Origin of the sequence: Mangrovivirga halotolerans, from assembly GCF_026241165.1 — a bacterium.
Taxonomy (GTDB): domain Bacteria; phylum Bacteroidota; class Bacteroidia; order Cytophagales; family Cyclobacteriaceae; genus Mangrovivirga; species Mangrovivirga halotolerans.
In genome coordinates this window covers 210860-237692 of the sequence record NZ_JAPFQN010000006.1, presented here as the reverse complement: position 1 = coordinate 237692, position 26833 = coordinate 210860, and the positions used below count along the sequence as shown (strand labels likewise).

General features: G+C 36.8%; 23 protein-coding genes. 13 read left to right on the top strand and 10 right to left on the bottom strand.

The window, feature by feature from the left end; all coding sequences use genetic code 11:
- The first annotated feature begins 12 nt into the window (after positions 1-12).
- Positions 13-5124, top strand: a complete 5112-nt coding sequence (locus OO013_RS11855) for an APC family permease (protein ID WP_266057020.1) — start codon at positions 13-15, stop codon at positions 5122-5124.
- Between the two features lies 1 nt (position 5125).
- Complete coding sequence (locus tag OO013_RS11850) at positions 5126-5839, top strand: hypothetical protein (protein ID WP_266057019.1); 714 nt, start codon at positions 5126-5128, stop codon at positions 5837-5839.
- 204 nt (positions 5840-6043) lie between these two features.
- Here the strand turns inward: OO013_RS11850 and infB are convergent, their stop codons facing one another.
- The 3 genes from infB to rimP all read right to left on the bottom strand — a co-directional run bounded on the left by infB (position 6044) and on the right by rimP (position 10954).
- Positions 6044-9031: a translation initiation factor IF-2 gene (gene infB, locus OO013_RS11845; RefSeq protein ID WP_266057018.1), complete on the bottom strand. Its 2988-nt coding sequence runs from the start codon at positions 9029-9031 to the stop codon at positions 6044-6046.
- Between the two features lie 97 nt (positions 9032-9128).
- On the bottom strand, positions 9129-10370 hold the full coding sequence (gene nusA / locus OO013_RS11840) for a transcription termination factor NusA (RefSeq protein WP_266057017.1): 1242 nt from the start codon (positions 10368-10370) through the stop codon (positions 9129-9131).
- A gap of 8 nt (positions 10371-10378) precedes the next feature.
- Complete coding sequence (gene rimP / locus OO013_RS11835) at positions 10379-10954, bottom strand: ribosome maturation factor RimP (protein ID WP_266057016.1); 576 nt, start codon at positions 10952-10954, stop codon at positions 10379-10381.
- Positions 10955-11050: 96 nt separating this feature from the next.
- On the opposite strand from rimP, the gene cysS reads away from it, so the two are divergent.
- Both cysS and OO013_RS11825 read left to right on the top strand, forming a co-directional pair.
- Positions 11051-12535, top strand: coding sequence for a cysteine--tRNA ligase (gene cysS / locus OO013_RS11830; RefSeq protein WP_266057015.1), 1485 nt, complete (start codon positions 11051-11053; stop codon positions 12533-12535).
- A complete protein-coding gene (locus OO013_RS11825) occupies positions 12525-13532 on the top strand; it encodes a M28 family peptidase (protein ID WP_266057014.1) in 1008 nt (335 codons plus the stop codon). Before cysS ends, OO013_RS11825 begins: the two co-directional genes overlap by 11 nt.
- Positions 13533-13573: 41 nt before the next feature.
- On the opposite strand, the gene galE is transcribed toward OO013_RS11825, so the two are convergent.
- Genes galE through OO013_RS11810 form a run of 3 tightly spaced genes read right to left on the bottom strand, consistent with a single transcriptional unit; the run spans position 13574 to position 16914 of the window.
- Complete coding sequence (gene galE, locus OO013_RS11820; protein ID WP_266057013.1) at positions 13574-14605, bottom strand: UDP-glucose 4-epimerase GalE; 1032 nt, start codon at positions 14603-14605, stop codon at positions 13574-13576.
- 6 nt (positions 14606-14611) lie between these two features.
- Complete coding sequence (locus OO013_RS11815; RefSeq protein ID WP_266057012.1) at positions 14612-15604, bottom strand: UDP-glucuronic acid decarboxylase family protein; 993 nt, start codon at positions 15602-15604, stop codon at positions 14612-14614.
- The gene (locus OO013_RS11810; protein WP_266057011.1) at positions 15601-16914 is read right to left on the bottom strand and encodes a UDP-glucose dehydrogenase family protein; all 1314 of its coding nucleotides are present in this window, start codon (positions 16912-16914) and stop codon (positions 15601-15603) included. Before OO013_RS11810 ends, OO013_RS11815 begins: the two co-directional genes overlap by 4 nt.
- 199 nt (positions 16915-17113) lie before the next feature.
- On the opposite strand from OO013_RS11810, the gene OO013_RS11805 reads away from it, so the two are divergent.
- The 4 genes from OO013_RS11805 to hpf all read left to right on the top strand — a co-directional run bounded on the left by OO013_RS11805 (position 17114) and on the right by hpf (position 19816).
- Positions 17114-18253, top strand: coding sequence for an acyl-CoA dehydrogenase family protein (locus OO013_RS11805; RefSeq protein ID WP_266057010.1), 1140 nt, complete (start codon positions 17114-17116; stop codon positions 18251-18253).
- Positions 18254-18318: 65 nt separating this feature from the next.
- On the top strand, positions 18319-18516 hold the full coding sequence (rpsU, locus tag OO013_RS11800) for a 30S ribosomal protein S21 (RefSeq protein ID WP_137088992.1): 198 nt from the start codon (positions 18319-18321) through the stop codon (positions 18514-18516).
- A gap of 78 nt (positions 18517-18594) precedes the next feature.
- Entirely contained in the window at positions 18595-19491 is an 897-nt protein-coding gene (locus tag OO013_RS11795; RefSeq protein WP_266057009.1) for a tyrosine-type recombinase/integrase, read from the top strand.
- Positions 19492-19516: 25 nt separating this feature from the next.
- Positions 19517-19816 carry a ribosome hibernation-promoting factor, HPF/YfiA family gene (gene hpf, locus OO013_RS11790; RefSeq protein ID WP_137088990.1) on the top strand — a complete coding sequence of 100 codons (300 nt, stop codon included), beginning with the start codon at positions 19517-19519 and terminating at the stop codon, positions 19814-19816.
- A gap of 53 nt (positions 19817-19869) precedes the next feature.
- Here the strand turns inward: hpf and metK are convergent, their stop codons facing one another.
- The 4 genes from metK to OO013_RS11770 all read right to left on the bottom strand — a co-directional run bounded on the left by metK (position 19870) and on the right by OO013_RS11770 (position 23380).
- Positions 19870-21123, bottom strand: a complete 1254-nt coding sequence (gene metK / locus OO013_RS11785) for a methionine adenosyltransferase (protein WP_266057008.1) — start codon at positions 21121-21123, stop codon at positions 19870-19872.
- Between the two features lie 67 nt (positions 21124-21190).
- Complete coding sequence (locus OO013_RS11780) at positions 21191-21907, bottom strand: SAM-dependent methyltransferase (RefSeq protein WP_266057007.1); 717 nt, start codon at positions 21905-21907, stop codon at positions 21191-21193.
- Positions 21897-22670 (bottom strand): alpha/beta fold hydrolase, encoded by a 774-nt coding sequence (locus OO013_RS11775; protein ID WP_266057006.1) that lies wholly within the window; start codon positions 22668-22670, stop codon positions 21897-21899. Before OO013_RS11775 ends, OO013_RS11780 begins: the two co-directional genes overlap by 11 nt.
- Positions 22667-23380, bottom strand: coding sequence for a pyridoxine 5'-phosphate synthase (locus tag OO013_RS11770; protein WP_266057005.1), 714 nt, complete (start codon positions 23378-23380; stop codon positions 22667-22669). Before OO013_RS11770 ends, OO013_RS11775 begins: the two co-directional genes overlap by 4 nt.
- Positions 23381-23437: 57 nt before the next feature.
- Between OO013_RS11770 and OO013_RS11765 the strand changes: the two genes are divergently transcribed.
- The 5 genes from OO013_RS11765 to OO013_RS11745 are packed head-to-tail and all read left to right on the top strand — an operon-like array spanning position 23438 to position 26799.
- Positions 23438-23890 carry a GatB/YqeY domain-containing protein gene (locus OO013_RS11765; RefSeq protein WP_266057004.1) on the top strand — a complete coding sequence of 151 codons (453 nt, stop codon included), beginning with the start codon at positions 23438-23440 and terminating at the stop codon, positions 23888-23890.
- 10 nt (positions 23891-23900) lie between these two features.
- The gene (locus tag OO013_RS11760; protein WP_266057003.1) at positions 23901-24434 is read left to right on the top strand and encodes a CvpA family protein; all 534 of its coding nucleotides are present in this window, start codon (positions 23901-23903) and stop codon (positions 24432-24434) included.
- Positions 24435-24487: 53 nt separating this feature from the next.
- On the top strand, positions 24488-25255 hold the full coding sequence (locus OO013_RS11755) for an alpha/beta fold hydrolase (protein ID WP_266057002.1): 768 nt from the start codon (positions 24488-24490) through the stop codon (positions 25253-25255).
- Complete coding sequence (locus tag OO013_RS11750) at positions 25252-25917, top strand: CBS domain-containing protein (RefSeq protein ID WP_266057001.1); 666 nt, start codon at positions 25252-25254, stop codon at positions 25915-25917. Before OO013_RS11755 ends, OO013_RS11750 begins: the two co-directional genes overlap by 4 nt.
- 3 nt (positions 25918-25920) lie before the next feature.
- Complete coding sequence (locus OO013_RS11745) at positions 25921-26799, top strand: NAD kinase (RefSeq protein ID WP_266057000.1); 879 nt, start codon at positions 25921-25923, stop codon at positions 26797-26799.
- The last annotated feature ends 34 nt before the right edge of the window (positions 26800-26833 follow it).

The following is a 26833-nucleotide window of genomic DNA, read 5'->3' as shown; positions in this document are numbered from 1 at the left end:
AATTTGACCTTTATGGCCAAAATCAAAAAGTTTGGAACTTTTGGCGGTGTTTTCACCCCTTCCATTTTAACTATATTAGGTGTTATAATGTATCTGAGGTTGCCAATGATAGTCGGTTCTGCCGGACTTTGGTACACTCTCGGGATTATTTTAGTAGCACATATTATTTCTGCAAGTACTGGCTTAAGTGTTTCTTCAATTGCTACAGACAAAAAAGTCGAAGCTGGAGGGACATACTATATAATTAGTCGAAGTTTAGGATTGCCGATAGGTGGAACCCTGGGACTCGCACTTTTTGTCGGACTTTCATTTAGTACATCACTTTACTTAATAGGTTTTAGTGAGAGTTTGCTTTCTTATTTTGATCTGCCAACAGATATTAATACAATTCGTCTCACAGGAAGTATAGCTCTTTTTGCGGTAACAGCAATTACTTTTATAAGTACCTCTTTAGCTATTAAGTCACAGTTTTTTATTATGGCGGCAATTGGCTTATCCCTTTTGTCAATATTCATTGGAAATGATGCTCACGAAACTTCCAAACCTCTTTTTGAACCGTTCAGTGGTGAAGTAAGTATAATGCTTCTTTTTGGTATTTTCTTCCCTGCAGTAACGGGGTTTGAAGCGGGTGTTTCGATGTCAGGAGACCTTCAGGATCCCAAAAAGTCAATTCCTGTAGGTACCATTTCAGCGATTGTTTTTGGACTTATTGCTTATATTATTATTGCCTGCTTTTTTGCTTTTACTGTAGATGGAGAGCAATTAATGAATAATCCTAATATTCTTTTTGAAATTGCCTGGATACCTGAATTGGTTATTGCGGGTGTATGGGGAGCTACGATCTCCTCTGCTTTAGGAAGTATTTTAGGAGCACCAAGGATCTTGCAAGCAACAGCAATTGATAAAATCACCTGGAAGTGGTTTGCCAAAGGAACTGGTGAAGCAAATGAACCAAGGAATGCCCTGATCCTGACTTTTATAATAGCCGAGTTGGGTATTCTGATTGGAGAACTTGATGTTATCGCGAGGATTGTTTCGATATTCTTCATTACCACTTATGGATTTATAAACCTCAGTTGCGCATTTGAAAAATTAACGAGCGCAGATTTCAGACCTCAGTTTAAAACTCCTGCTTGGGTAAGTATTTTAGGAGCACTGGCGTGTTTGATTGTCATGATACAACTTGACCTTCCTGCAATGATTGGGGCCGTAGTTTTATTAGGTGGTATTTATGTTTATTTCAGAAGAAAACAAATGGTTCTGGAAAGCGGGGACTCCTGGAGTGGAGTTTGGTCTTCGCTGGTTAAAAGCGGTTTGCAGAATCTAACACAAAAGCAGGAACATTACAGGAACTGGAGGCCAAATAGTCTTGTTTTTTCCGGTGATGAAAAGCAGAGAAGGCATCTGATCGAGTTTGGAACTGCTATTAGTGGCAGGCTTGGTATTATGACAGCCTTCGAACTAAAAGAAAAAGGAGATGCTTTAAGAATAAGCAGCGAAGGAGAATGGAAGGATATTGCAGATACAGGGAATGGTTATTTTAAATATACTGTGGACTGCAAAGATGTATACGGTGGAATGCAAGGCCTGATCAGAGTATATGGATTTTCTGGTGTAAGACCGAACACAGTGCTGATGGGATGGACTTCGGATGAGGGTAATAAAGATGATTTCAGACAGCTGGTTCAGACCATTCATAAGGAAGATCTTAACGGAATCTGGTTAAATTATGATAAGGAAAAAGGGTTTGGGAGGAAGAAATTTATTGATCTCTGGTGGAAAGGAAAAGGGAAAGGTCTTACTTTCCATTTTAGTCTACTAAGACATTTACAAAGCTCTCCAGACTGGAAAGATGTTAAAATTCGTGTTCTTGCTATCAGTCAGACCGCAGATCAGGATGAAAAACTATATTCATTATTAAAGAGCACCCTTGAAAAGTTCCGTCTTGATTATAAGATCAAGATTATAGATAATTCCCTTGAAAATGGTCCTGTGCCTGAAATAATGGAGAGGGAATCTAAGAATGTAGACCTTGTTATAGTTGGTCTTGATGAGGATGAAATCGATAAAGAAGAGCATTTTATCAAAAACCATCTTTTATCAAACAGACTTGGAACTAGTATCCTCACACTTCCATCAGAAAAATTTGAGACTATTGCTATTGATAGTCTGACTACTAAGCGAGCACCGGTTTCTGATGAAAAAAATTATCTTGTAGAATTACCAAGGCTGCTTCCTACACGTTATGAAAATATTAATTCGGATGTGATGCTCATTGATAAGCACGGGTTGAAAGAACTTGATGTTTTCTTTGCAAAGGGTTTAGGGGAGCTTCATGGTAATTATGATGAATATATTCATAAATGGGAAAAGCAGCTTAACTCAATAAAAGACCACCTGAAAAAGGTGAAATCTACTGATGCCGATTACCGGGCTCAAAAGCAATTGATAAAAATCAAGAATGATTTTTATTACCATAGTAAAGATATTTTAGAGCAATTATCAGAAGATGGATTAAAAAATAATGGACAGCGCATGGACTCTGCTGTCAACTGGTATCTTGATAAATTGAAACAAGATATTGAGCGTACTCCTCAGCACATTTCAGTCACCTTTAAAACAGAAGATGTAAGAATCAATAAAGACGATTCTTTTGGTCTTCGGATATACAAAAGATGGCTCAGTATAAAGCGCAGTATGGGAGTCCAGTCGATCAATAGAAAGGTTTTATTTCGTAAGACTGTTGAATTTGCTTTATATGGACAATGGCAGAGATATCTTTCGGGCTGGCTATCTGAAGTAAAAAGATACGAGCGGGAAAATCTCAAAAACATCCGAGGTTACTTGATTGGTATAGACCAGGCTTTGCAAAAGCTTCATATTAAGATCGATCAGGAAAAGAATGAAGAAATAGATATTGAGTCTTTGCTCCAACCAGTGTATGAACAGTTGGAAAAAATGAAGGAGGTCGAACAAAAACAATATGAAAAGCTTCAAAACAGATTAAGATTGCTCTGGAGAAAGATGACCCAGGAATTGGCTTTTAATCTTTCCAAGCTTAACGTAAAACCTCTTTTATCTAATCTGGCTAAGCGCCAAAAGGTATACCAGAATATTGAGATCAATAATAGAAACTTTAGCAATTCTACTTATGAAGAATTGAGTTGGTACATAGGTGCTCTGAATCTTGAAGTTCAGCTCAATAGTTTCAAGTACCGGGTAAGGCAGGAAATATTGGAGTTTATTGAGGCTCTTGAAAATGATACTAAACACCATCTCATCAGACCTGCTGAAAAATTAAAAGCTGAAATTGTAGAGTCAGCGGAAGAAGTTGGTAATGATGTCGAGCTAAAATTAAAGTTTGAAGGTCACTCTGCAATGGATCTTGAAACTCGTTTTTCTGCGGTTTCGGAAAGTATAACAAATTTATTCAGGCAGCTACCTGAAGAAAGTGAAGTATTAAAAACAGGCCACCTGTCTCAGGATAGAAAATTTACGGGTGAACCAGAACCTGTGACGATCGAAGTAAAAAGGATCTCTGAATTTTTGATCGATTCTAAACTTATTGTTCCTGCGCAGCAAGAGGTAGTACAATTTGAGCAAGTGATCATAAAGTATAATAATGCATTCAAAGACCTTGTCAATCACACCAATTACCAGCATGATTTTATTTTAACAAATAATAAGCTGAGTGAGGATAAAGAAGAAAAGGAAAAGGCTATCCTTGAGCAATCGGCTCGTTTAATCGAACAAGATGTAGAAAAGCTAAAAGAGGAGATAAATAATGCTACGAGGAAAATAAGGGCTGATCTTGAGGAGGCACTTGATCCACTATCTGTATTTATATTATCTGCAAATACTGAAGATTACAAACAGTTTATCGTTGATTATAAGAATAAGCAAGTAAGAGGAAAGTTTACTGAATGGTCTGAAAAGCTCGCAACTACAGCACAGGAAAAACTAACCAGGCTGCTTTATTCAAAAAGTAAAGGTGTCATATTAGCCAAAAGTATTGTCGCTAATGGTCAGGACTTTTATACTGTTTCTTCGGTATTGTCATTTGTAGAGAAAATAAGCCCTGATAGAAAGATTATTGGTAAACTGCCTGTTTACTATCAAAACCTGTTTAGTGGCCGGTCTTTTGTTAGTGGCGATTTCTGGGTAGAAAGACCTGAGGAAATGGCTGTTGCAAATCAGGCTTACAAAAGGCATCAGAAAGGACTTTCCGGAGGCTTGATCATACTGGGAGAACGTAATGCTGGTAAAACGGCTCTTGCGAGGCAAATAGCAAATAAGTTTTTTGGTCATAAGCATACTTATCATTTAAGGCCAATGGCTGATGGGACCTCGTCTATTAAGACCTTTGAAAAATCTTTAAGAGATGTTACCGGCTTTAACGGAAATGCTGAGAGAATTTTTCAATCCATGCCTCATGGTTCTGTATTGATGATCTGTGATCTTGAATTATGGTGGACGCGTAAAGAAGGAGGAATGGAAGTTATTGATCTGATAACAAATGCAATTGATAAATATTCTGAAAAGATATTTTTCATGATCAATTGCAATCCGTATTTCTATAGATTAATGATCAATCAAAGGGATTTTAATAAATACTTTCTTAATGAATTATATTGTAAACCATTTGATGCTGAGGAGATAAAGCATTTGCTTTTATTAAGACACAGAAGTAGCGGGATCAAGTTTACATGGAAAGGTAAAGAAGAAGATGAGATTTCAGAAATGAGACTTGCTTCATTATTTAATGCTTATTTTGATTATTCAAATGGAGTGCCTGGTATTGCATTGAAATCTTGGCTAGCTAATATTTCGGCGGCTACTGATCGAAAAATAGAAATTCGGACTCCTGATAAAACCGGGTATAAAATATTATATAACATCACTGATGAAGACCTTTCTTATTTGCAACAATTTGTTCTACATAAGCGGTTAAGTGTAAATAGAATGGCTAAAATAATGTTTAATGACAGGGATAATTGCCTAATTAAACTGGACAACCTGAAAAGGCAAGGGCTGGTACAAGAGAAGAATAATAAAATCTTCGGAGTGAATAGTCATGTTGAACATTTTATCATTCAGGTATTAAGAGAAAAAGAATTTATTTAAGATGAATTATATTTTAATATTCGTAATAGCATGGGGTGTTTTTCGCCTGATCGCTAAGATTGTGAGATTGATCTATGGCCAAACTGACAAAAAGATCTACTTCAGCTTGAATCTCGCTTATCTAGAACTGATCTTTTATACAGGATTTTTCTTTTATTTAATATGGAAGTTCACTATTCAGTTTCGAGAAATCCCGTGGGCCTTTAGCGTACCAATTATCCTATTAGTCTTGTTAATCCTTTGGTATGTTCACAGGACTGCGCTTATGGGTGTGCTTTTCAGATATCACTTTAATTTTAAGTTAGGCGAGGGTATCAAAACTATTGATCTTGATGGTAAGCTGGTAGGTATGTACCTCTTGTTTGTTATTTTAGAGACGAACCAGGGAGATCGGGTCAAGATTTCCTATGATCAGATATTAAGTAACTATATTTATAAAAAACAAAGTGCTGAATATAAAAACCGGAACCTTGTTAAGCTGTATGTTGAAGCAGATTCTTTTCAAAAGCTGCAAAATAGAATCAGTGAGATTAAAGATTATACGCTATCACTCCCCTACATTTTAACTAAGCATAATCCGACAATTACTATAGTCGATGAAAAGGAGGGGATATACGAGCTGGAATTAGTGGTTCATACAATCAATGACAGAGCAGCTAAGATCCTTGAGGCAGCTTTAGAGGATAAGTTTAATTTACCATCAGTAAAACAATAATAAGAATAGCTAAAGGGATACCGTAATATTTTAAGACAAGTAACCTGTTTTGCCTCTCTGCCCACCACAAGGCTCGCCAGGGTTCTATAAGTCCTAGTACAACACAGAAGGCCAAAAAGTAGATTAAAAATTTTAGTATCAATAAAAAAAAGGTTGTATCCATTATTTAAAGATACAACCTTTTTCAATTTCAGAATATTTATATTAAAGTTTACGCGCGATCTCTTTTTCTTCAAAGCCTTCAATTACATCACCGACCTTTATGTCGTTGTAATTTTTAATGCTCATACCGCATTCGTAACCTTTCTTAACTTCTCCAACATCATCTTTAAATCGCTTAAGCTGGTCGATGTCACCTGTATAGACAACAATACCATCACGGATTAGTCTGATCTGGTTATTTCGCTTCACATAGCCTTCAGTAACCATACAACCTGCGACTGTACCAACTTTAGATATTTTGAAGATCTCTCTGACTTCTACAGTTCCGGTAATTACCTCTTCAACTGTAGGAGCAAGCATTCCTTCCATCGCATCTTTAACGTCATTGATTGCGTCGTAGATAATAGAATATAATCTGATCTCAATCTCTTCTGTCTCTGCAATTCTTCTTGCTCCGCCAGATGGTCTAACCTGGAAACCAATTACAATTGCATCAGAAGCAGAAGCCAACAGAACATCTGATTCAGAGATCTGGCCTACGCCTTTATGGATAATGTTTACAGCGATCTCTTCAGTAGATAATTTCAATAAACTGTCTGAAAGAGCCTCTACAGAACCGTCCACGTCACCTTTTACAATGATGTTAAGTTCTTTAAACGATCCGATAGCTAATCTACGGCCAATTTCATCAAGAGTAATATGCTTACGGGTTCTAAGAGTTTGCTCACGGAGAATCTGAGATCTCTTGTTAGCAATTTCTCTTGCTTCCCTGTCAGTTTCCATCACATTAAACCTGTCTCCGGCCTGAGGTGCTCCATCCAGACCAAGTACAAGTACCGGAGTTGATGGGCCAGCTTCATCGAGTTTTTTACCTCTGTGATCAAACATGGCTTTAACTTTACCGAAATGACTTCCGGCAAGCAATACATCTCCAATTTTAAGAGTACCTGCCTGAACCATTACAGTGGTTACATAACCACGACCTTTATCCAGAGATGCCTCTACAACTGTACCAACAGCCGGTTTGTCAGGGTTAGCTTCAAGCTCCAGAAGTTCTGCTTCAAGGAGTACTTTTTCTAACAAGTCTTCGATACCCTGACCAGTTTTGGCAGATATTTCCTGACACTGGTATTTACCACCCCAATCTTCAACCAATATATTGTTATTGGCTAACTCTTCACGAATTTTATCTGGATTGGCGTTTGGTTTATCAATTTTATTTATTGCTATTACGATTGGTACCCCTGCAACCTGAGCGTGATTCAATGCCTCTTTAGTCTGTGGCATCACATTATCATCAGCAGCAACCACGATTATCGCAACATCCGTGATTTTTGCACCTCTGGCACGCATTGCAGTAAAGGCTTCGTGACCTGGTGTATCAAGGAAAGCAACCCGCTTACCACTTTCTGTCATTACATCATAAGCACCGATGTGCTGAGTAATACCACCAGCTTCGCTTTCAGTAACTTTCGAACTTCTGATGAAGTCAAGTAGTGATGTTTTACCGTGGTCTACGTGACCCATTATTGTAACAATCGGAGCTCTTGATTCAAGATCTTCTTCGCTATCTTCTTCTTCAACTACATCAGTTTCTTCCTCATCAGAAGAGAATTTAACTTCGTATCCGAATTCGTCTGCAATAATAGTAATTGTTTCAGCATCCAGTCGCTGGTTGATCGAAACGAACATACCAAGAGACATACATGCACTGATAATATCATTTACACTAACTTCCATTAGTGAAGCAAGGTCGTTAGCCGAAATAAATTCGGTAACCTGCAATACTTTTGCTTCATCCTGCTCTTGCTGTTGCTGTCTTTCAGCAGCTTCAGCTTTAGCAGACCTTTTTTCTCTTCTGTATTTTGAACCTTTACCTTTATCGCCTGCCTTACCACCGCTAAGCTTAGCAAGGGTTTGTTTGATTTGCTCCTGAATTTCTGCTTCAGTAGGCTCCTCTTTTTTGACAGGTTTTTTACGGCCTTTGTCTCCGCGTTTATTTTGGTATCTGCCTCTTCTTTCCTGATTTCCTCCTTGTCCCTGAGGAGCATCTTTAGAAATACGTTTACGTTTTTTCTTTCTTCTTTCTTTCTTGTCGTCAGAAGAAGCAACAGGTTTACCTTTAGATTTTTTCTTTTTCTCAGGAAGATCAATTTTACCAACAACTGTAAGACCCTTAAGCTGATCAGCTTTACCATGAATCTTACTCTCCTTATCTTCTTTTTTATCTTTGTCAGCTTCCTTTTTGCCTTTTGAATCATCAGGCCTTTTATCTTCAGCCTTTGGCTTTCTCGGCTTGTCTTTCCTTTTGTCTCTTGATTCTTTTTTATCCTGAGGAGCTTTCTCTTCTTTCTTAGCTTGAGGCTCCTCTTTTTTAGCCTCTACTTTCTTTTCTTCTTTTTTCTCTTCAGCTTTAGGCTTTTCTTTTTCAGGAGCTTTTTCTTCTTTCTTAGCTTTAGGCTCCTCTTTTTTAGCTTCAGCTTTAGGTTCTTCCTTCTTAGGCTGTTCTTTTTCCTCTTCTTTTTTCGAGGCTTTTGGTTTGTTTACGGATTCAAGATCAATCTTATCTACAACCTTTATGCCTTTTAGTTTATGAGATTCAGATGAAACCTTTTCAGAAGACTCTTCTTTCTCAGGCTTGTCTTCTTTTTTCTTTTCATCTGCAGATTCTTCATCATCACTAGCTTGAGGGGCCGATTTCTTCTCCAAGGGAACATTTTTGATGAAGATTTCTTCTTCTTCATCATCAGAAGTTTCCGGCGTGGTAGTCTCGTCTTTGTAAGTAATCGTTTCGTTCTTGGCTTCGTCTTTTCTTTTTGCGCCAATTTTCAAACCTGACGCTTCTTCTTTTTCTTGTGCTGAAGCCTCAAATTCCTTTGCCAGCAAATTAAACTGTTCCTGAGTAATCTTGCTGGTAGGTTTACTTTCGACTTCATATCCCTTAGTACCCAAAAACTCCACAACTGTAGATATTCCTACATTGAGCTTTCTGGCTACCTGGTTTAAACGCATGGTTTTTTCTTCTGCCATATATTAATTTTTCCCTTTTCTCTAAGTCGTTGTTTTTATGACCCCTAATAAACTAAAATACAAAAATAGCGAAAGATCGGCGATAAGCCATTTTTATTTATTCGAATTCTTGTTTTAGAATACTGTAAATATTATCAACAGTTTCTTCTTCGAGGTCTGTTCTACTTAAAAGTTCACTTTTTGGTACTGCTAATACACTCTTAGCTGTATCTAAGCCAACTTTTCTCAAAATGTCAATGATCCACCCTTCTATTTCATCAGAAAATTCTTCAAGCTTCACATCTTCTTCATCTTCACCAACCATTTCACGGAATACATCGATCTCAAGACCAACTAGTTTGGATGCCAATTTAATATTTTGACCGCCTTTACCAATTGCTAATGAAACCTGGTCAGGCTTTAAATAAACAGATACTCGAGAGTTTTCCTCATCGATCTCCATGGAAGAGATCTTAGCAGGACTCAATGCTCTGGCTATATAAAGTTCCTTATTGTCAGTGAAATTAATCACATCTATATTTTCATTCTGTAATTCTCGAACGATACTATGAATTCTTGACCCTTTCATACCGACACAGGCACCTACCGGATCAATTCTGTCATCATAAGATTCAACAGCTACTTTCGCTCTTTCACCTGGTTCACGAACTACATTTTTGATTGTTATCAGTCCATCATATACTTCCGGAACCTCATTTTCAAACAATCTTTCCAAAAATACCGGTGATGTTCTGCTTAAAATGATCTTAGGATTACTATTGATCATTTCAACACGGTCTACAACCGCTCTGACAGTTTCTCCTTTTCGGAATCTATCTTTCGGAATCTGCTCGTTTTTTGGAATAGACAGCTCATTTCCTTCTCCATCTATTAAAAGAACTTCCCTGTTAAGAATCTGGTAAACTTCACCAGTGATCATTTCATTTAAAAGTTCTTTATATTTATTAAAGATAAGGTCTTTCTCCAGATCTTTTACTTTTTGTATAAGAGTCTGACGAGCTGTCATGACCGCTCTGCGACCAAAATCCTCAAGTTTTATTTCTTCAGCTGTTTCTTCTCCTATTTCAAAGTCAGCCTCGATCTTTCTTGCCTCTGATAAAGGAATTTTATCCGGATCCCAGATATCCTCAGAATCATCGTCAACGATAATTCGCGTACGCCAAATTTCAAGGTCACCCTTATCCACGTTAATGATAATATCAAAGTTTTCATCAAGACCATACTTCTTTCTGATCATTGTTCTGAAAACATCCTCCAGAATTCTGATCATAGTAGGTCTGTCTATGTTCTTCTGCTTCGCAAATTCGGCAAACGATTCAATTAAAACTGATGAGTTCATTATCGTTACTACTTAAATGTTATTAATATTTTAGTTTCCTTAATATCTGAAAAATTGATCTTAGTATCCTCTTTTAGATCAGGTTTAACTTTCCTTCCCTTAATTATTTTTGGTTCAGGTGAAATAATAATACCATCATTTTCCACCTTACTTAAAGAACCTTCAATAATTTTATCGTCTTCATTCAAAGTTACTTTAACTGATCTTCCGATGTTTTTTTTATACTGTCTTTCAAGCTTTATCGGAAATTCCACACCCGGAGATGAGACTTCAAGCCTGTAGGGGCCATCGAATAAATTATCGAAATCTTCATCTGCTCCAAGCTGACGGCTGACTGAGGCACAAGTATCAATGTTTAACCCTTCGTCACTGTCTATCAATACGATAACTTTTTGTTGTTGTTCATTACCTTTAATAATAATGTCTACAATATAGTGACTTTCATCAGGTAAATACTTTTCAACAAATGTGGTTATTTTATCTTTCATCATCTTTTCAAAAAACCATAATAAAAGAGGGGACTTGATTGTCCCCTCATTACATTGGTCTAAAATCTCTGCAAATATAGATATTATTTTTGTCAAACTCAATACTTTGATTCCATTAAACCAATCTTTTATGTCTACGTTATGGTTTAAAAAGTTTATATATTACAAAACCTTTTTAACTATCTTTGCGGCATGCAAGACAAATTGAAAGTTTATAATACGCTAACTCACGAAAAAGAGGTATTTGAACCTTACAACGCACCATATGTCGGAATGTATGTTTGTGGGCCTACAGTTTATAATGATGTTCATTTAGGCAATGTCAGAACTTTTTTGAGCTTTGATGTGATGTATCGCTATTTGATCCACCTTGGATACAAAGTAAGGTACGTCCGAAATATTACTGATGTCGGCCATCTTGAGAATGATGCTGACGAAGGAGAAGATAAGGTTGCCAAAAAGGCAAAGCTTGAAAATCTTGAGCCTATGGAGATCGTTCAAAGATATACTAATGGTTTCCACGATGTATTGAGAAGTTTTAATATTCTCCCGCCTAGCATAGAACCTACAGCTACAGGGCATATTGTCGAACAGATTGATATGACCAGAAAATTAGTGGAAAAAGGTCTTGCATACGAAGTGAATGGTTCCGTTTATTTTGATGTAGAAAAATATAATAAGGAACATCACTACGGTATACTGTCTAAAAGAAAAATAGAAGACCTCATGGATAGTGGCAGATCTTTAGATGGACAGGATGAAAAAAGAAATAAGATCGATTTTGCCTTATGGAAAAAAGCATCGCCCGAACACATAATGCGATGGGAATCTCCCTGGGGCCTTGGATTTCCAGGGTGGCACATGGAGTGCTCTGTAATGAGTACTAAATATCTTGGTAATAAATTTGATATACATGGTGGTGGAATGGACTTGAAATTCCCTCATCACGAATGCGAAATCGCACAATGCGTTGGTGCAAATGAAGAATCACCTGCTAAATACTGGCTTCATACTAATATGCTGACTGTTAATGGTCAGAAAATGAGTAAAAGTTTAGGTAATAGTTTCTTGCCAAGAGAATTATTTTCTGGTGATCACAAATTACTGGATCGCGGATACAGCCCGATGACTGTAAGATTTTTTATGTTGCAGTCTCATTATGCTTCAACTCTTGATTTTAGTAATGAAGCATTACTTGCTGCTCATAAGGGTTATAAAAAAATGATCAATGGTTTGAAAGTTGCCAACGATTTAACCTTTGAGGCAGGGGAAGAGGATGATAAAGTAAAGAACACAGTTGAAAAGATCATTCAAAATATTTATCGTGCTATGAATGATGATTTCAATACTGCCCTTGCGATCGGTCAGCTTTTTAACTTATTGAAGAAGATAAATTCAATTTATACTGGCCAGTTAAGCACCGGTTCTTTGGGAGAAGACCTCTTTAATGAAATGTTGAAGGTTTATCGTGAGATGGTAACTGATGTTTTAGGGTTTCAGGAAGAAAAAGTAAATAATGCCGATGAGTTAATTGATGGTCTTCTGGAAATTTATAAAAAAGCGAAAGAAGAAAAAGAATACGATAAAGTTGATGAAATCAGGGCAATGTTAAAATCAGCTGGTGTCGTAGTAAAAGATATGAAACACAAAATTGATTGGGCCTACGATGAACAATAAGATTTTTTTTAATAAAGTACTTTCACTGTCGGTATTAAGCATCTTTATTTTTATAGTTAGTTGTGACACCGAAACAAGCAATAAAGAGGTTCGCGAAGAGATAAGGAATATATATGTTCCCGACTTTAATGAAGATTCAGCTTATCATTTTATAGAAAAGCAAGTTTCATTCGGTCCCAGAGTACCCGGAAGTGAAGCACATGATCAAACTGCAGAATATCTGAGTAGCAAGCTTGAAGAATTTGGTGCTAAAGTAACACAACAAGATTTTTTTGCAGAAAATAATTCCGGAGAGCGATTCAACTTTACTAATATTATAGGAGAGTTTAATCCTACAGCTCAGAAAAGAATTTTACTTGCGGCTCATTGGGATACCAGAATTTTTGCCGATAAGGACAATGCCAGGCAATCAGAAGCAATAGATGGTGCCAACGATGGAGGTAGTGGAGTTGGAATACTTCTTGAAATAGCCAGGCAGATTAATGCTGATAGTTTAGGAAATGTTGGAGTTGACATAATATTTTTTGATGCAGAAGACAATGGGGCAGCTTCAAAAAATGTAGAACTTTTAGAAACGGGTAAACTTTTTAAAAATTGGTGCCTTGGTTCACGTTATTGGTCCAATAATCCTCATAAACCAAACTATTCAGCTTATTATGGTATTCTACTGGATATGGTAGGAGCAAAGAATGCAAGATTTCACTATGAATTATATAGTAAGGAGTATGCACCGAGAATACTTCGACAGGTATGGAATACCGGGAAAGAATTAGGTTATTCTCAATATTTTATTGATCAGGATGGTGCTCCAATAGAAGATGATCATGTTCCGATTATTGAAAACAGAAGAATTCCTATGATTGATATTATTGATTTTGATCCGGAAAATACTTTTGGAAAATATCACCATACCCATGAAGATAATATGGAGGTAATCTCAAAACAAACTCTGGAAGCCGTTGGGCAAACTGTGCTAACAGTTATTTACAGAGAATAAGAATTATATTATTATTTTGGAGATAAAGAAAAAGCCCGAAGTTATTCGGGCTTTTTTAGTGTTTTTTGCCAATTCCAGGCATCTTTTAGTGCTTCTTCAAGTGATTTTTCAGCTTTCCAGCCCAGTACTTTTTCTGCAGTTGATGCATCTGCATAAACTTTTTCCACGTCGCCAGGCCTTCTATCTCCGTATTTGTAGTTCAGAGATGTGTTATTTACCTTTTCGAAAGTATCAACCACTTCTTTTACACTATTTCCATTGCCCGTACCGATATTTACTGCTTCGAAATGTGTTTTATCATTTTGAATACCTTCTAAATAATTTAATGCTTTAACATGAGCATTGGCAAGATCAACAACATGGATATAATCACGAACACAAGTTCCATCTTTTGTGTCGTAATCATCACCAAAAATTGTCAACTGCTTTCTCCATCCGGCTGCAGTCTGAGTAACAAAGGGTACAAGATTATTAGGAACTCCCTTTGGCAATTCACCGATCAACGAGCTAGGGTGCGCCCCAATAGGATTGAAATACCTTAAAGCCATCGATCTTATCGGAATATTAGCATTGAATGAGTCTTGGAGTATTTCTTCACATACAGCCTTGGTGTTACCATAAGGAGATTCAGCCTGTTTTTTAGCGCTTTCTTCTTTTACCGGTAATTCATCAGGTTGACCATATACCGTGCAAGAAGATGAGAATACAAGGTTTGAAATATTGTATTTCACCATTGATTCCAATAATGTAACAAGTGAACCGATATTATTTTTATAATACTTTAGTGGCTCAGAAACTGATTCTCCCACAGCTTTAAAGGCTGCAAAATGAATAACACCAGTAACTTCCGGATGTTCCCTGAAAATTTTGCTCAGGTTATCGGGATTATTGCAATCTAATGCATAGAACGTAACAGATTTGCCGGTAATTTTTTCCAACTGACTGATTACAGCCGGGTCTGAATTTGAAAAGTCATCAATAATTACAGGCTCATATCCGCCATTTATTAGTTCTACAACAGTATGAGAGCCAATGTATCCTGCTCCACCGGTAACTAAAATTTTATCGGGCATGTAATGCTATTTCTTTATAAAGTCTTTGAAGTCATTGTGCTCTTTTTTATAGAGCTTTTCGTCAGGAAGTGATCTGAAATAATCGTATGTTATTTTTAATCCTTCAGCCCTGGAAATCTTAGGTTCCCATCCAAGAATTTCCTTTGCACGATCGATATTTGGCTGCCTTTGCATTGGATCATCTTTTGGTAAAGGTTTGTAAATGACCTTTTGTTCCGTGCCTGTTAGTTTAATGATCTCATCTGCAAACTCTTTGATAGTTATTTCATCTGGATTACCAATGTTTACAGGATATGGGTAATCACTCATTAATAATCTGTAAATACCTTCAACAAGATCATCAACATAACAAAAGGAACGAGTTTGAGAACCATCACCGAATACAGTTAAATCCTCACCTCTTAAAGCCTGGCCTATAAATGCAGGAAGTACCCGGCCATCATTCAGTCTCATCCTTGGCCCGTACGTATTAAATATCCTTACTATCCTGGTTTCCAGTTTATGATAAGTATGGTAAGCCATGGTCATAGCCTCCTGGAACCTTTTAGCTTCATCATACACACCACGAGGGCCTATAGGATTTACATTTCCGTAATAATCTTCAGTTTGGGGATGTACCAGAGGATCACCATAAACTTCAGAAGTTGAAGCAACAATTATTCGTGCATTTTTCGCTTTGGCAAGTCCCAGGCAATTATGGGTACCGAGAGAACCTACCTTTAAAGTTTGTATTGGGATCTTTAAATAGTCTATCGGACTGGCGGGTGAAGCAAAATGAACTATATAATCCAATTCTCCACTAACATGAACAAATTTGCTAACATCGTGATTGTAAAACTCAAACTCTTTCAGTTTGAATAAATGTTCAATATTTTCAAGATTCCCGGTTATGAGATTGTCCATCCCAATAACTTCAAAACCCTCGTTAATAAATCTATCACAAAGGTGAGAGCCAAGAAATCCTGCTGCACCGGTAATTAAAACTCTTCCTTTACTCATTTTTTTATTGATTTTCTACCTATGCTGAAATATTCATAACCCAATTCTTCCATAGAAGAAAGCTCATATAAGTTTCTTCCGTCAAATATTACTTTGTTCTTAAGAAGAGAGTCCATTCTGTTAAAATCAGGAGTTCTGAATACTGGCCATTCGGTAACAATCATCAATGCGTCCGCATCTTCTAATATGGAATATTGATCCTCAGCATATGAAATCTTATCGCCCATTATACCTTTGACATTATCCATAGCTTCAGGATCAAAAACACTTACTTCGGCACCTTCTTTGAGTAATTCTTCAATGTTGTACAATGCCGGCGCTTCACGAATATCATCAGTATAAGGTTTAAATGCCAATCCCCAAATCGCTATTTTTTTGCCTTTCAGGCTTCCGTTAAAATAATCTTTAATAGTAGGAATCAGCTTAGTTTTTTGCTTGTGATTAATGTCCATGACTCCGTTAAGAATTCTGAAATCATAGTCAACATCTTTCGCTGATTTAGCTAAGGCTTGTACATCTTTAGGGAAACAACTTCCTCCATAACCTATTCCGGCGAATAAAAATCTTTTACCAATTCTGCTATCCGTGCCGACACCTCTTCTCACAGCGTCAACATCTGCCCCAAGCAATTCACACAGGTTTGCTATTTCATTCATGAAAGTGATCTTGGTAGCAAGGAATGAATTAGCTGCGTATTTAGTTAATTCAGCAGATCTTTCATCCATGAAAATTATTGGATTCCCTTGTCTGACTAAAGGTGCGTAAAGCCTTTCCATCATTTTCCTTGCTTTTTCTGATTCTGTTCCAACTACTACGCGGTCTGGTTTCATAAAATCTTCTACAGCAACACCCTCCCTTAAAAACTCAGGATTTGAAACGACATCAAAATCAACTTTGGCATTTTTAGCAATGGCTGCTTGAACTTTTTCGGCAGTTCCAACGGGTACAGTACTTTTATCTATAATTATAGTATACTGCTTTAACAACGGTCCCAGATCATTGGCAACTTTCAATACATACTGAAGATCTGCAGATCCATCTTCCCCAGGAGGTGTAGGCAGAGCAAGGAATATAATTTCTGCTCCTTCTATTCCTTCTTTAAGGTTAGTTGTAAAGTGAAGCCTGTCTTGCTTAACATTTCTTTCAAATAAAACATCCAGTCCGGGCTCATATATAGGTACGATTCCTTGTTTGAGTTTTTCGACTTTAGATTCATCTATATCAATACATGTAACGTTGTTTCCGGTTTCCGAGAAGCAAGTTCCTGTGACAAGCCCAACATAACCTGTTCCTACGACTGCTATTTTCATAAAAGTATAATTTCGGTGGTTTTAGATAGCATAAAAATATGAAGTGGCTAAAATACAAGGGATAACATCAATATGAAACAAAAAACAAAAATAATTATATTTATTAGAAGAAAGTTTATACTAACAACCGTTAGTTAGTTCATTATATTTTCTTATATTTGATGCGCCCTATTAATAAACAACTAAACCTTTAAAGATTATGGCAACGGCAGTAGCTGAAAACAGAAAGATGATCATTGACATGGTAAGAGATTTTTCCGAGCGAAATATCCGTCCTCATGTCATGGAGTGGGATGAAACACAAGAATTTCCAAGGGATCTTTTCAGACAACTTGGAGAACTTGGCCTGATGGGTGTTTTAGTGCCTCAGGAATACGGAGGAGCCGGTCTAGGCTATCATGAGTATGTAGATATTATAGTAGAGATCAGTAAGGTTGATCCTGGAATCGGACTCAGCGTTGCCGCGCATAATTCTCTTTGTACTGGACATATTTTACAGTTTGGTACAGAGGAGCAAAAGAAAAAGTGGCTTCCCAAACTGGCTTCAGGCGAATGGCTTGGAGCCTGGGGGCTAACTGAACCAAACACTGGTTCTGATGCAGGAAATATGCAAACAACTGCAAAGATCGAAGGAGATGAAGTAGTGATTGAAGGTGCGAAAAACTGGATCACTCATGGTATAAGTGGCGATATAGCTGTGGTAATGACCCGTACGGGTAACCCCGGCGAAAGTCAGAATTCGACTGCTGTGGTAGTTGAGCGAGGAACAACAGGATTTGAAGGAGGCAGAAAAGAAAATAAACTAGGTATGAGGGTTAGCGAAACTGCCGAAATGATCTTTACTGATTGTCGCGTACCTAAAGATAATATCCTTGGTGAACTAGGAGACGGATTTAAGCAGGCTCTTAAGATATTAGATGGAGGAAGAATATCCATTGCTGCTTTAAGTCTTGGTATTGCTATGGGTGCATATGAAGCTGCTTTGCAATATTCAAAAGAAAGGAAGCAGTTCAATAAACCAATTTCTTCATTTCAGGGTATTTCTTTCAAATTGGCAGACATGGCTACAGAAATAGAAGCCTCAAGATTGTTGATTGAAAATGCGTCAAAGCTAAAAAATGCAGGAGAAAAAGTAACCAAGGCGGGTGCAATGGCTAAATACTTTGCTTCTGAAGTTGCTGTAAAAGCATCGACAGAAGCTGTGCAAATTTTTGGCGGTTATGGTTATACTAAAGATTATCCTGTAGAGAAGTTTTATCGTGATTCAAAGCTATGTACAATTGGTGAAGGAACCTCTGAAATACAAAAACTTGTGATTTCTAGAGAAATTCTTAAATAACATTTTGATTTGTTGGTAATTTACCTAAATTTGCACCCCTGTTTGGAAGCGAAACAAGAAATAACATGATTATAGTTAACGTAAAAGAAAACGAGTCAATAGAGAAGGCACTTAAAAGATTTAAGAAAAAATTTGAGCGCACTGGAGTTTTAAGAGAGCTTAGAAGCCGTTCATATTTTGAAAAGCCTTCTGTAAGTAGAAGAAACGAATTGATTAAGGCGGCTTACCGTCAAAAAATGAGAGATCAGGATAACAATAACTAAGAATTAGTTATTCTTTTTGACTCTTTTTTAATAGATTAGTACTACACAATCTGAATGATTATGTAGTACTAATTTTTTATGCTTGAATCTTTCTTAAATTATATATCACATCAGAAAAGGTATAGTGGGAACACGGTAGAGGCGTATCATAGAGATTTAAGTCAATATCTTTCCTTTCTTGAAGAATCCTTTGAAATAAAAGATGAGGCTGAAGCCGATTATAATCATATACGGAGCTGGATAGTTTCTATGATTGAGGCCGATGCTCAACCTACCACAATAAACCGAAAACTTGCTTCGGTTAAAGCTTACTATAAATATTTATTGAAACACGAAGTGATCGAATCAAACCCCGCGTTAATGGTTCGTTCATTAAAAAAACCATCCAGGTTGCCTCAGTTTATTCTGGAAGAAGATATTATTGAACTACTTGATGATATCAAACCTGCCGGAGAAAATGAAGCAGATTTTAAGGCCTGGAGGCAATATATTATCTTTTCTCTTCTTTATACTACAGGTATGCGAAGAGCCGAGTTAATTGATCTTAAAGAAAATGACATTAATTTTTTTAATGCACGAATTAAGGTCACTGGTAAGAGAAATAAGCAGCGTATTATTCCTGTTCCTAAGTTTATTCTTCAGGATATTAAAATTTATATCGAATTGAAAAAACTCCACTTTAATAACAACGATAGTAGTTATTTGATCGTTAATAATAGTGGAGATCAATCATATCCGATGCTTGTTCAAACTACAATCAAAAAGCTTTTGAATGCACAGAAAACAAAAGTTAACAAGCGTAGTCCGCATGTGCTCCGACACAGCTATGCAACACATTTACTGTCTAATGGTGCGGATATTAACTCAGTTAAAGAATTATTGGGTCATGCTGGACTTGCAGCTACGCAAGTCTATACACACCGTTCCATTAAGGAGCTTAAGAGAGTTTTTGAACAAGCTCACCCTAAAGCATAAGTTTAACTATTAAATTTTAACGATTATGAAATTACAAATGCACTCCATCCACTTCGACGCTGATCAAAAGCTGTTGGACTTTGTACAAAAAAGGACTGAAAAACTGGAAACATTTTATGATCGAATTACTGATGGAGAGGTGTTTTTCCGAATTGAGAAAAATGACCAGAAGGAGAATAAAATCGTTGAGATAATGCTTAATATTCCCGGAAATCAATTGTTTGCTAGTGAGCAATCAAAATCTTTTGAAGCAGCTGCTGATAAGGCTGTAGAAGCATTAAGAAGACAGATTAAAAAATATAAAGAAAAGCAACTTGGAAGATAAAATTGTTTAACTAAAAAAAATAAAGGGGCGATCAAAATCGCCCCTTTTTTATTTTATAGCTCAAAAGCTTTTTTTATGTCGTCAACATAATCGAGCTTTTCCCAGGTAAAGGTCTCCACTTCAAAGTCTCTTTTATTTCCTGAACTATCAGTGAAAGTAACATTCTTAGTTTCCGGAGTTCTTCCCATGTGACCATACGCAGCTGTTTCTGAGTAGATCGGGTTTCTCAATTTCAATCTGTTTTCAATAGCAAAAGGCCGCATATCAAAAATTTCACTTACTCTGTGTGCAATCTCGCTGTCTGTAAGATTCACTTTTGAAGTTCCATAGGTATTTACATAAATACTTGTCGGTTCAACTACACCAATAGCATAACTAACTTGAACAAGTATTTCTTTTGCAACCCCTGCAGCCACCATATTTTTAGCAATATGCCTGGTTGCATAGGCAGCGGAACGGTCTACCTTAGAAGGATCTTTACCACTGAAAGCTCCCCCTCCGTGAGCCCCGCGACCTCCGTATGTGTCGACAATTATTTTGCGGCCGGTCAGTCCGGTATCGCCATGAGGTCCGCCGATCACAAATTTACCCGTTGGATTTATATGGTATTTGATCTTATCGTTAAATAATGACTGCAATTCAGGTGAAAGTTTGTTTTTCACTCTTGGGATTACGATATCTTTTATGTCTTTATAGATCTTTTCCAGCATTTCTTCTTCCTTGTCAAACTCATCATGCTGAGTAGATACCACGATCGAAGAAATTCTTTGAGGCTTATGAGTGTTTGAATATTCAATTGTAACCTGAGATTTAGCATCTGGTCTCAAGTATGTGATCTCTGCATTTTCTCTTCTTACAGCAGCAAGTTCCTGTAAGATCATATGAGAAAGATAAAGAGGTAATGGAATGAATGCTTCAGTTTCATCTGTTGCATATCCAAACATCATGCCCTGATCACCGGCACCCTGTAGTTCCGGAGCTCCTCTGTCAACTCCCATACTTATATCAGGTGATTGTTCATGTATCGCACTGATAACTCCACAGGAATTACCGTCAAACATATATTCTCCTTTCGTATAACCAATATTATTGATGACATTTCGGGCGATCTGCTGAACGTCAACATAGGCGTCAGATTTTACTTCGCCGCTCAATACTGTCAGTCCGGTTGTAACTAAGGTTTCAAGTGCAACTTTTGAGTTTTTGTCAAAAGCCAAAAAATTGTCTAACAAAGCGTCAGATATCTGATCGGCTATTTTATCAGGGTGTCCCTCAGATACTGATTCGGATGTAAAGAAATATGACATATGAAGTTTGATTTCTAATTAAAGATGCAAAGATAATTTTTTTAAGGTAAAATATTAATGTTATCAATTAAAGACATTGCCCGAATAAAAATAATGCAGGCTTTTTATGTAAATCAATTTTTTGATTTTTCCAGTTTTTGATGGTCATGGTTTTAATAAATTCATTTTCTCCTGTTATATCGCAGGAGATTGATAAAAAAGTATTTGGATGACAATTTGCCAGGATGTCATTAAAAAGAGCATTGTTTCTATATGGCGTATCCATAAAAATCTGTGTTACGTTCTCACTCAAAGCCTTTTTTTCCATTTTATTAATTTTAACTTTTCTATCAGGATTTTTTACTGGAACATACCCGCAAAATTCAAACTGTTGGCCGTTGAATCCTGAACTCATTAAAGCTAAAAACATAGATGAAGGACCGGAAACCGGAATTACCCGGATATTATGTTTATGCGCCAAGTCAACTAATAATGCTCCAGGATCTGCTATGCCAGGGCAACCTGCTTCCGACATCATCCCCACATTAGTTCCTTTTTCCATTAATTTTATTATTTCAAGAACTTTATGTTGATCTGTTTTTTTGTCAGCCTGAAAAAATTTTAATTCCTCAATAACAATCCCTTCATCGAGACTACTGATAAACCGTCGCGCAGTACGAATGTTTTCTGCTGCAAAAAATTTCAGATTTTTGATCAGGCTTCTTTCATAAGGAGTGATGCTTTTGTCTATCTCACCTGTACTGACAGGTAATGGAAGTAAATAAAGCGTTCCTTTATCCTTCATAATTCATAAAATCTTTTATCACAGTAGTAAAGGATTCCGGCTGTTCAGCATGCAGCCAGTGACCGGCTTTTTTTAATTGGATCACATTTGATTCAGGAAATAATTCTTTGATAAGGTCCTTATCCTCGTCTCTTATATAGTCGCTTTTTTCTCCACCTACAAAAAGGGTGGGAACATCTGTTGGTTCAAGTTCTTTTTGTGATTTGCCTACTTCTTCGATCTTATCATTGATCACTTCAAGATTGATTTTCCACTTTAGGTTGTTATTCTCTCCTCTGCCAAGGTTCTTCAACAAAAACATTCTGATTGATTTTTCAGAAATATAGTCTGACAGGACATCATCTGCTTCTTTCCTGCTTTTTGGGTTAGCTTCATCAACTTTGATTAATCCATCCAGAATTTGGCGATGATGTACCGGGTAGTGCCTTGGGGCAATATCAGCTACTAATAGCTTTTTTACTTTTTCAGAATGTTGCATTGCAAGTGTCATAGCAACCTTCCCGCCCATAGAGTGTCCCAGCACCGCAGTAGAATGGCCGATATATTCATCAATGAAATCCGAAATATCTTGTGCCATTACTTCGTAATTCCATTCATCACTATGGGGTGATTGTCCGTGATTACGTTGGTCTACCACGTAAATATGAAATTCATCTTCAAGAGTTTTTGCTATTGACATCCAATTGTCTGATGAACCAAATAATCCATGAAGAATTACAAGTGTATTGTCTCCACTTCCATATTCTCTGTAAAATAAATTCATGATAGCTGTTTTAGGTAAAGCTGAATAGTATTTTCCAATCCATAGTAGAGCGCATCACATACAAGGGCATGACCAATAGATACTTCATCGATAAAAGGAATTTGTTCAACCAGAAACTTTAAATTCGTTAAATCCAGGTCATGACCTGCATTTATTCCTAACCCTGCGTTTTTTGCGATTTCAGCTGTTTTTAGATAAGGTTCAATTGCTTTGTTTTTATTTTGCTTATATCTGACAGCATAATCTTCGGTATATAATTCTACTCTGTCTGTTCCTACTTTTGCTGCTCCTTCAGCCATTTCCGGGTCAGGGTCAACAAATATAGAAGTTCTTACTCCGTATGATTTTATCTCAGAAATAATTTCTGAAAGCATTGATTCGTTTTTGATAGTATCCCATCCTTTATTACTTGTCAGTACATCCGGAGCATCAGGAACTAAGGTGGCCTGCGCCGGTCTGTTTTCCCTTACAAGTTTCAGATATCTTTCATCGGGATATCCCTCTATATTAAATTCAGTAGTGACCAAAGGTTTTATATCGTAAACATCCTTTGTTGTAATATGCCTTTCATCTGGACGTGGGTGTATAGTAATGCCCTGTGCACCAAAGCGCTCACAATCTTTTACTACCTGAACTAAGTTGGGATTATTGCCGCCACGAGCATTCCTGATTGTGGCGAACTTGTTGACATTTACACTAAGCTTTGTCATAATTTATTTCAAAATGTATATCTTGCGACAAACTAACTTTATTTCAAAGATACAGATATGAGTCTTAAACAACAGGTAGAAGAAGGAATAAAAGCTGCGATGAAAGCCAAAAACCAGGATGAATTGAGAGCTTTGAGAGCTATCAAGTCATTAATTCTACTGGCGGAGACTGAAAAAGGAGGAAAAGGTGCAGTTGGAGAGAGCGAAGAGATCAAACTTTTAACTAAAGCAGCAAAACAAAGAAAAGAATCGATAGAGCTTTTTGAGCAACAAAACCGACAGGATCTTGCTGATAAAGAGAAGAGGGAATTGGAAGTAATAGAACAGTTCCTGCCTAAGCAAATGAGTGAGGAGGAAATCGAGGTTGAACTCGAAAATATTATTAAAGAAGTTGGTGCTTCAGGCCCTCAGGATATGGGTAAGGTTATGGGAGCTGCAACTAAAAAACTGGCAGGCAAGGCTGATGGTAAAGTAATTGCTGATAAAGTGAAACAACTTTTAAACAAATAATAATTACAGAGTGGCAATAATTGATATTGTTATTATTATTCTGCTGGGTATTGGTGCTTACAGTGGATATAAAAAAGGATTTTTATTGGAGTTTGCCGGTCTGGTAGCATTTATTCTGGCAATAATTTTAGGTTTTAAGCTACTGCATGTTAGCATTGGATTACTTTCAACTTATTTTGAAAGTTTGGGTCCTTTAATTCCCCTGCTTGCTTTCATAGTCATTTTTGTTGGGGTGATATTTTTGGTCAATGGCCTTGTCAGGTTATTTAAATCCATACTTGACAAGACAATTTTGGGTAACGTTGATCAATTAGCCGGTGCAATTTTTGGTGCATTTAAGTGGGCTCTTGGAATAAGCATAATCTTATGGATTATTTCAATACTTGATGTAGAATTACCATTGAGTTTTATTGAGGGTTCGCTAATGATGCCGATGGTTGAGCCGATTGCCCCTCAGATAGGAATTCTACTTAGTAAAATAATTCCGTCTATTAATGAAATGTTCTATGATATAAAGGACATGTTCGGCGAAGAAGAGGCGTAACAAAACTACATTTTAAAGGTTTTTTAATTATATTTATTTAGAAAGAAACACAGATGAGTAAAACTGTAGATATAAAAACAATTAAGGATTACAGCTATATCGATGAAGGGCAAGGAGAAACTTTAATTCTTTTGCATGGACTTTTTGGTGCACTAAGCAACTGGGATAGCGTTGTAAATCACTTTTCTGATCGCTACAGAATTTTAATTCCTCTGTTACCTATCTATGAAATGCCATTAAGACAGGCTGGATTGGAAGGGTTGAATGCCTATGTGGAAGGATTTGTAGATGAAATGGGGATAACTGATATGACTGTAATGGGGAATTCTCTTGGGGGTCATATTGCCTTGATCTATACATTAAAACATCCTGACAAGGTTAACAGACTTATTCTTACAGGGTCTTCAGGGCTTTTTGAAAATAGTATGGGAGGATCATTTCCGAAAAGGGGAAATTATGAATATATAAAAGAAAGGGTAGAATACACCTTTTATGATCCTGAAGTAATTACTGATGAATATATCGATGAGGTGTTTGAGACTACGAATTCTATCCCTAAGTGTATGAGAATCGTAGCTATCGCCAAAAGTGCGCAAAGAAATAATATGGCCAAAGATATAGTAAACATTAAAGCACCCACATTGTTAATTTGGGGACTGAATGATACTATTACTCCACCAATGGTGGCACATGAATTTAATAGGCTTATACCAAATAGCACACTGAGATTTATCGATAAATGTTGTCATGCTCCAATGATGGAACACCCTGATACATTTAATGAAATACTTGAAGAATTTTTGGAAAACGTAACTGTATGATCGCTCACGAATTGATCAATCACATGATTCCTCCTTTAAAATTGACAGATGATTCTGCCAAAGCGATCACCTGGATGGAGGAATTGCGGGTCAAAGAGCTTCCAGTTATCCATGAGGATAGTTTCAAAGGATTAATATCTGAAGATATAATTTTTACTTCAAACGAGCTTTCTTCAAAAGTTGGCGATTTTTTGCTTTCAGGACAAAGTTGTTTTGTATATGAAGACAAGCATCTTTACGATGTTATGAAGGTCTCCACCGATAATGATTCCCAGGTTGTAGCTGTACTTGATAAAGGAGACAAATATATTGGAGTGATCACTATTCAGGATGCCTTGATTGCATTTGCTCAATCTGCTGCTGTACAAAGTCAGGGCGGTATTTTAGTGTTATCGATGAAAAAGATCGATTATTCAATGGCTGAATTAGCAAGGCTGATTGAAGCAGATGATGTTAAAATATTGTCAAGTAGTATACAAAGTGATCTTCTCGATCCTGAAAAAATCAAGTTAACTTTAAAACTTAATACGATTGACGTTACCAGAACTGCCGCAACTTTGGAACGGTTTAATTATAAAATAATAGCAACATTTGAGGAGAGTCTGGGGAATGACGTAAACCAGGAAAGACTGGATATTCTCTTCAAGTATCTTGATATTTGATTTATGCAAATAGCTATAAATGGACGTACGGGCGATTCCGAAATCCTTAAATATTTCACACAAGTTACCTCTCTCCTAAAAAAACATGGCATACATATTTTGGTTTCCAAAAACTTTGGAAGTTATTTAACTGATATCTCTGATAATGCATTGGAGGGAACTAAAGTTTATGAAGGCCGCGATGATCTAAGGAGTACAAAGTTCATGATAAGCATGGGGGGAGATGGGACTCTCCTTGAAACAGTGACTCATATTGGTAGTCTGATGACTCCAATACTTGGAATTAATACAGGCAGGCTGGGTTTTCTTGCATCAATTCCCAAGGAAAACATTGAGGATGCAATTGATATGCTTCTTAGCAGTCAATACAGTATAGAGAACAGGAGTTTGCTTCATATGGAGTCTGAAAGTGAAATTTTTGGTGATCAGCGATTTGCTTTAAATGAGATTGCTATAACCAAAAAGGATACTTCTTCAATGATTGTAGTGCATACCTATATTGATGGAGAATATTTAAATTCCTATTGGTCTGATGGACTTATCGTTGCAACTCCGACAGGTTCCACCGGCTATTCATTAAGCTGTGGTGGCCCGGTTGTAATGCCTGAGTCTAAAAACTTCATAATAACACCAATTAGTCCACATAATTTGAATGTAAGACCATTGGTAGTCAGTGATAACAGCGTTATTTCTTTTGAAATAGAAGGGCGGGCAAAAAACTTTCTGGTGTCTCTCGATTCAAGATCATTTACAGTAGATGATAGTATTGAAATGGCAGTTCGTCGAGAAAGTTTTCATTGTAACCTAATAAAATTGGAAGGAATTAATTTTTTAAATACATTGAGGCAAAAATTAAATTGGGGACTCGATTTAAGAAATTAACATAAATCAATTAACTTTCTGATAAGATATCAAA

What these genes read in the sequence shown, in the direction of transcription:
- infB (WP_266057018.1), bottom strand. Translation starts at nt 9,031, where the DNA reads ATGGCAGAAGAAAAAACCATGCGTTTAAACCAGGTAGCCAGAAAGCTC.
- OO013_RS11780 (WP_266057007.1), bottom strand. Translation starts at nt 21,907, where the DNA reads ATGAAGGATAAAGGAACGCTTTATTTACTTCCATTACCTGTCAGTACA.
- OO013_RS11825 (WP_266057014.1), top strand. Translation starts at nt 12,525, where the DNA reads ATGAACAATAAGATTTTTTTTAATAAAGTACTTTCACTGTCGGTATTA.
- OO013_RS11815 (WP_266057012.1), bottom strand. Translation starts at nt 15,604, where the DNA reads ATGAGTAAAGGAAGAGTTTTAATTACCGGTGCAGCAGGATTTCTTGGC.
- OO013_RS11755 (WP_266057002.1), top strand. Translation starts at nt 24,488, where the DNA reads ATGAGTAAAACTGTAGATATAAAAACAATTAAGGATTACAGCTATATC.
- galE (WP_266057013.1), bottom strand. Translation starts at nt 14,605, where the DNA reads ATGCCCGATAAAATTTTAGTTACCGGTGGAGCAGGATACATTGGCTCT.
- OO013_RS11765 (WP_266057004.1), top strand. Translation starts at nt 23,438, where the DNA reads ATGAGTCTTAAACAACAGGTAGAAGAAGGAATAAAAGCTGCGATGAAA.
- OO013_RS11850 (WP_266057019.1), top strand. Translation starts at nt 5,126, where the DNA reads ATGAATTATATTTTAATATTCGTAATAGCATGGGGTGTTTTTCGCCTG.
- metK (WP_266057008.1), bottom strand. Translation starts at nt 21,123, where the DNA reads ATGTCATATTTCTTTACATCCGAATCAGTATCTGAGGGACACCCTGAT.
- cysS (WP_266057015.1), top strand. Translation starts at nt 11,051, where the DNA reads ATGCAAGACAAATTGAAAGTTTATAATACGCTAACTCACGAAAAAGAG.
- OO013_RS11855 (WP_266057020.1), top strand. Translation starts at nt 13, where the DNA reads ATGGCCAAAATCAAAAAGTTTGGAACTTTTGGCGGTGTTTTCACCCCT.
- OO013_RS11770 (WP_266057005.1), bottom strand. Translation starts at nt 23,380, where the DNA reads ATGACAAAGCTTAGTGTAAATGTCAACAAGTTCGCCACAATCAGGAAT.
- OO013_RS11775 (WP_266057006.1), bottom strand. Translation starts at nt 22,670, where the DNA reads ATGAATTTATTTTACAGAGAATATGGAAGTGGAGACAATACACTTGTA.
- nusA (WP_266057017.1), bottom strand. Translation starts at nt 10,370, where the DNA reads ATGAACTCATCAGTTTTAATTGAATCGTTTGCCGAATTTGCGAAGCAG.
- rpsU (WP_137088992.1), top strand. Translation starts at nt 18,319, where the DNA reads ATGATTATAGTTAACGTAAAAGAAAACGAGTCAATAGAGAAGGCACTT.
- OO013_RS11810 (WP_266057011.1), bottom strand. Translation starts at nt 16,914, where the DNA reads ATGAAAATAGCAGTCGTAGGAACAGGTTATGTTGGGCTTGTCACAGGA.
- OO013_RS11795 (WP_266057009.1), top strand. Translation starts at nt 18,595, where the DNA reads ATGCTTGAATCTTTCTTAAATTATATATCACATCAGAAAAGGTATAGT.
- OO013_RS11750 (WP_266057001.1), top strand. Translation starts at nt 25,252, where the DNA reads ATGATCGCTCACGAATTGATCAATCACATGATTCCTCCTTTAAAATTG.
- OO013_RS11745 (WP_266057000.1), top strand. Translation starts at nt 25,921, where the DNA reads ATGCAAATAGCTATAAATGGACGTACGGGCGATTCCGAAATCCTTAAA.
- OO013_RS11805 (WP_266057010.1), top strand. Translation starts at nt 17,114, where the DNA reads ATGGCAACGGCAGTAGCTGAAAACAGAAAGATGATCATTGACATGGTA.
- hpf (WP_137088990.1), top strand. Translation starts at nt 19,517, where the DNA reads ATGAAATTACAAATGCACTCCATCCACTTCGACGCTGATCAAAAGCTG.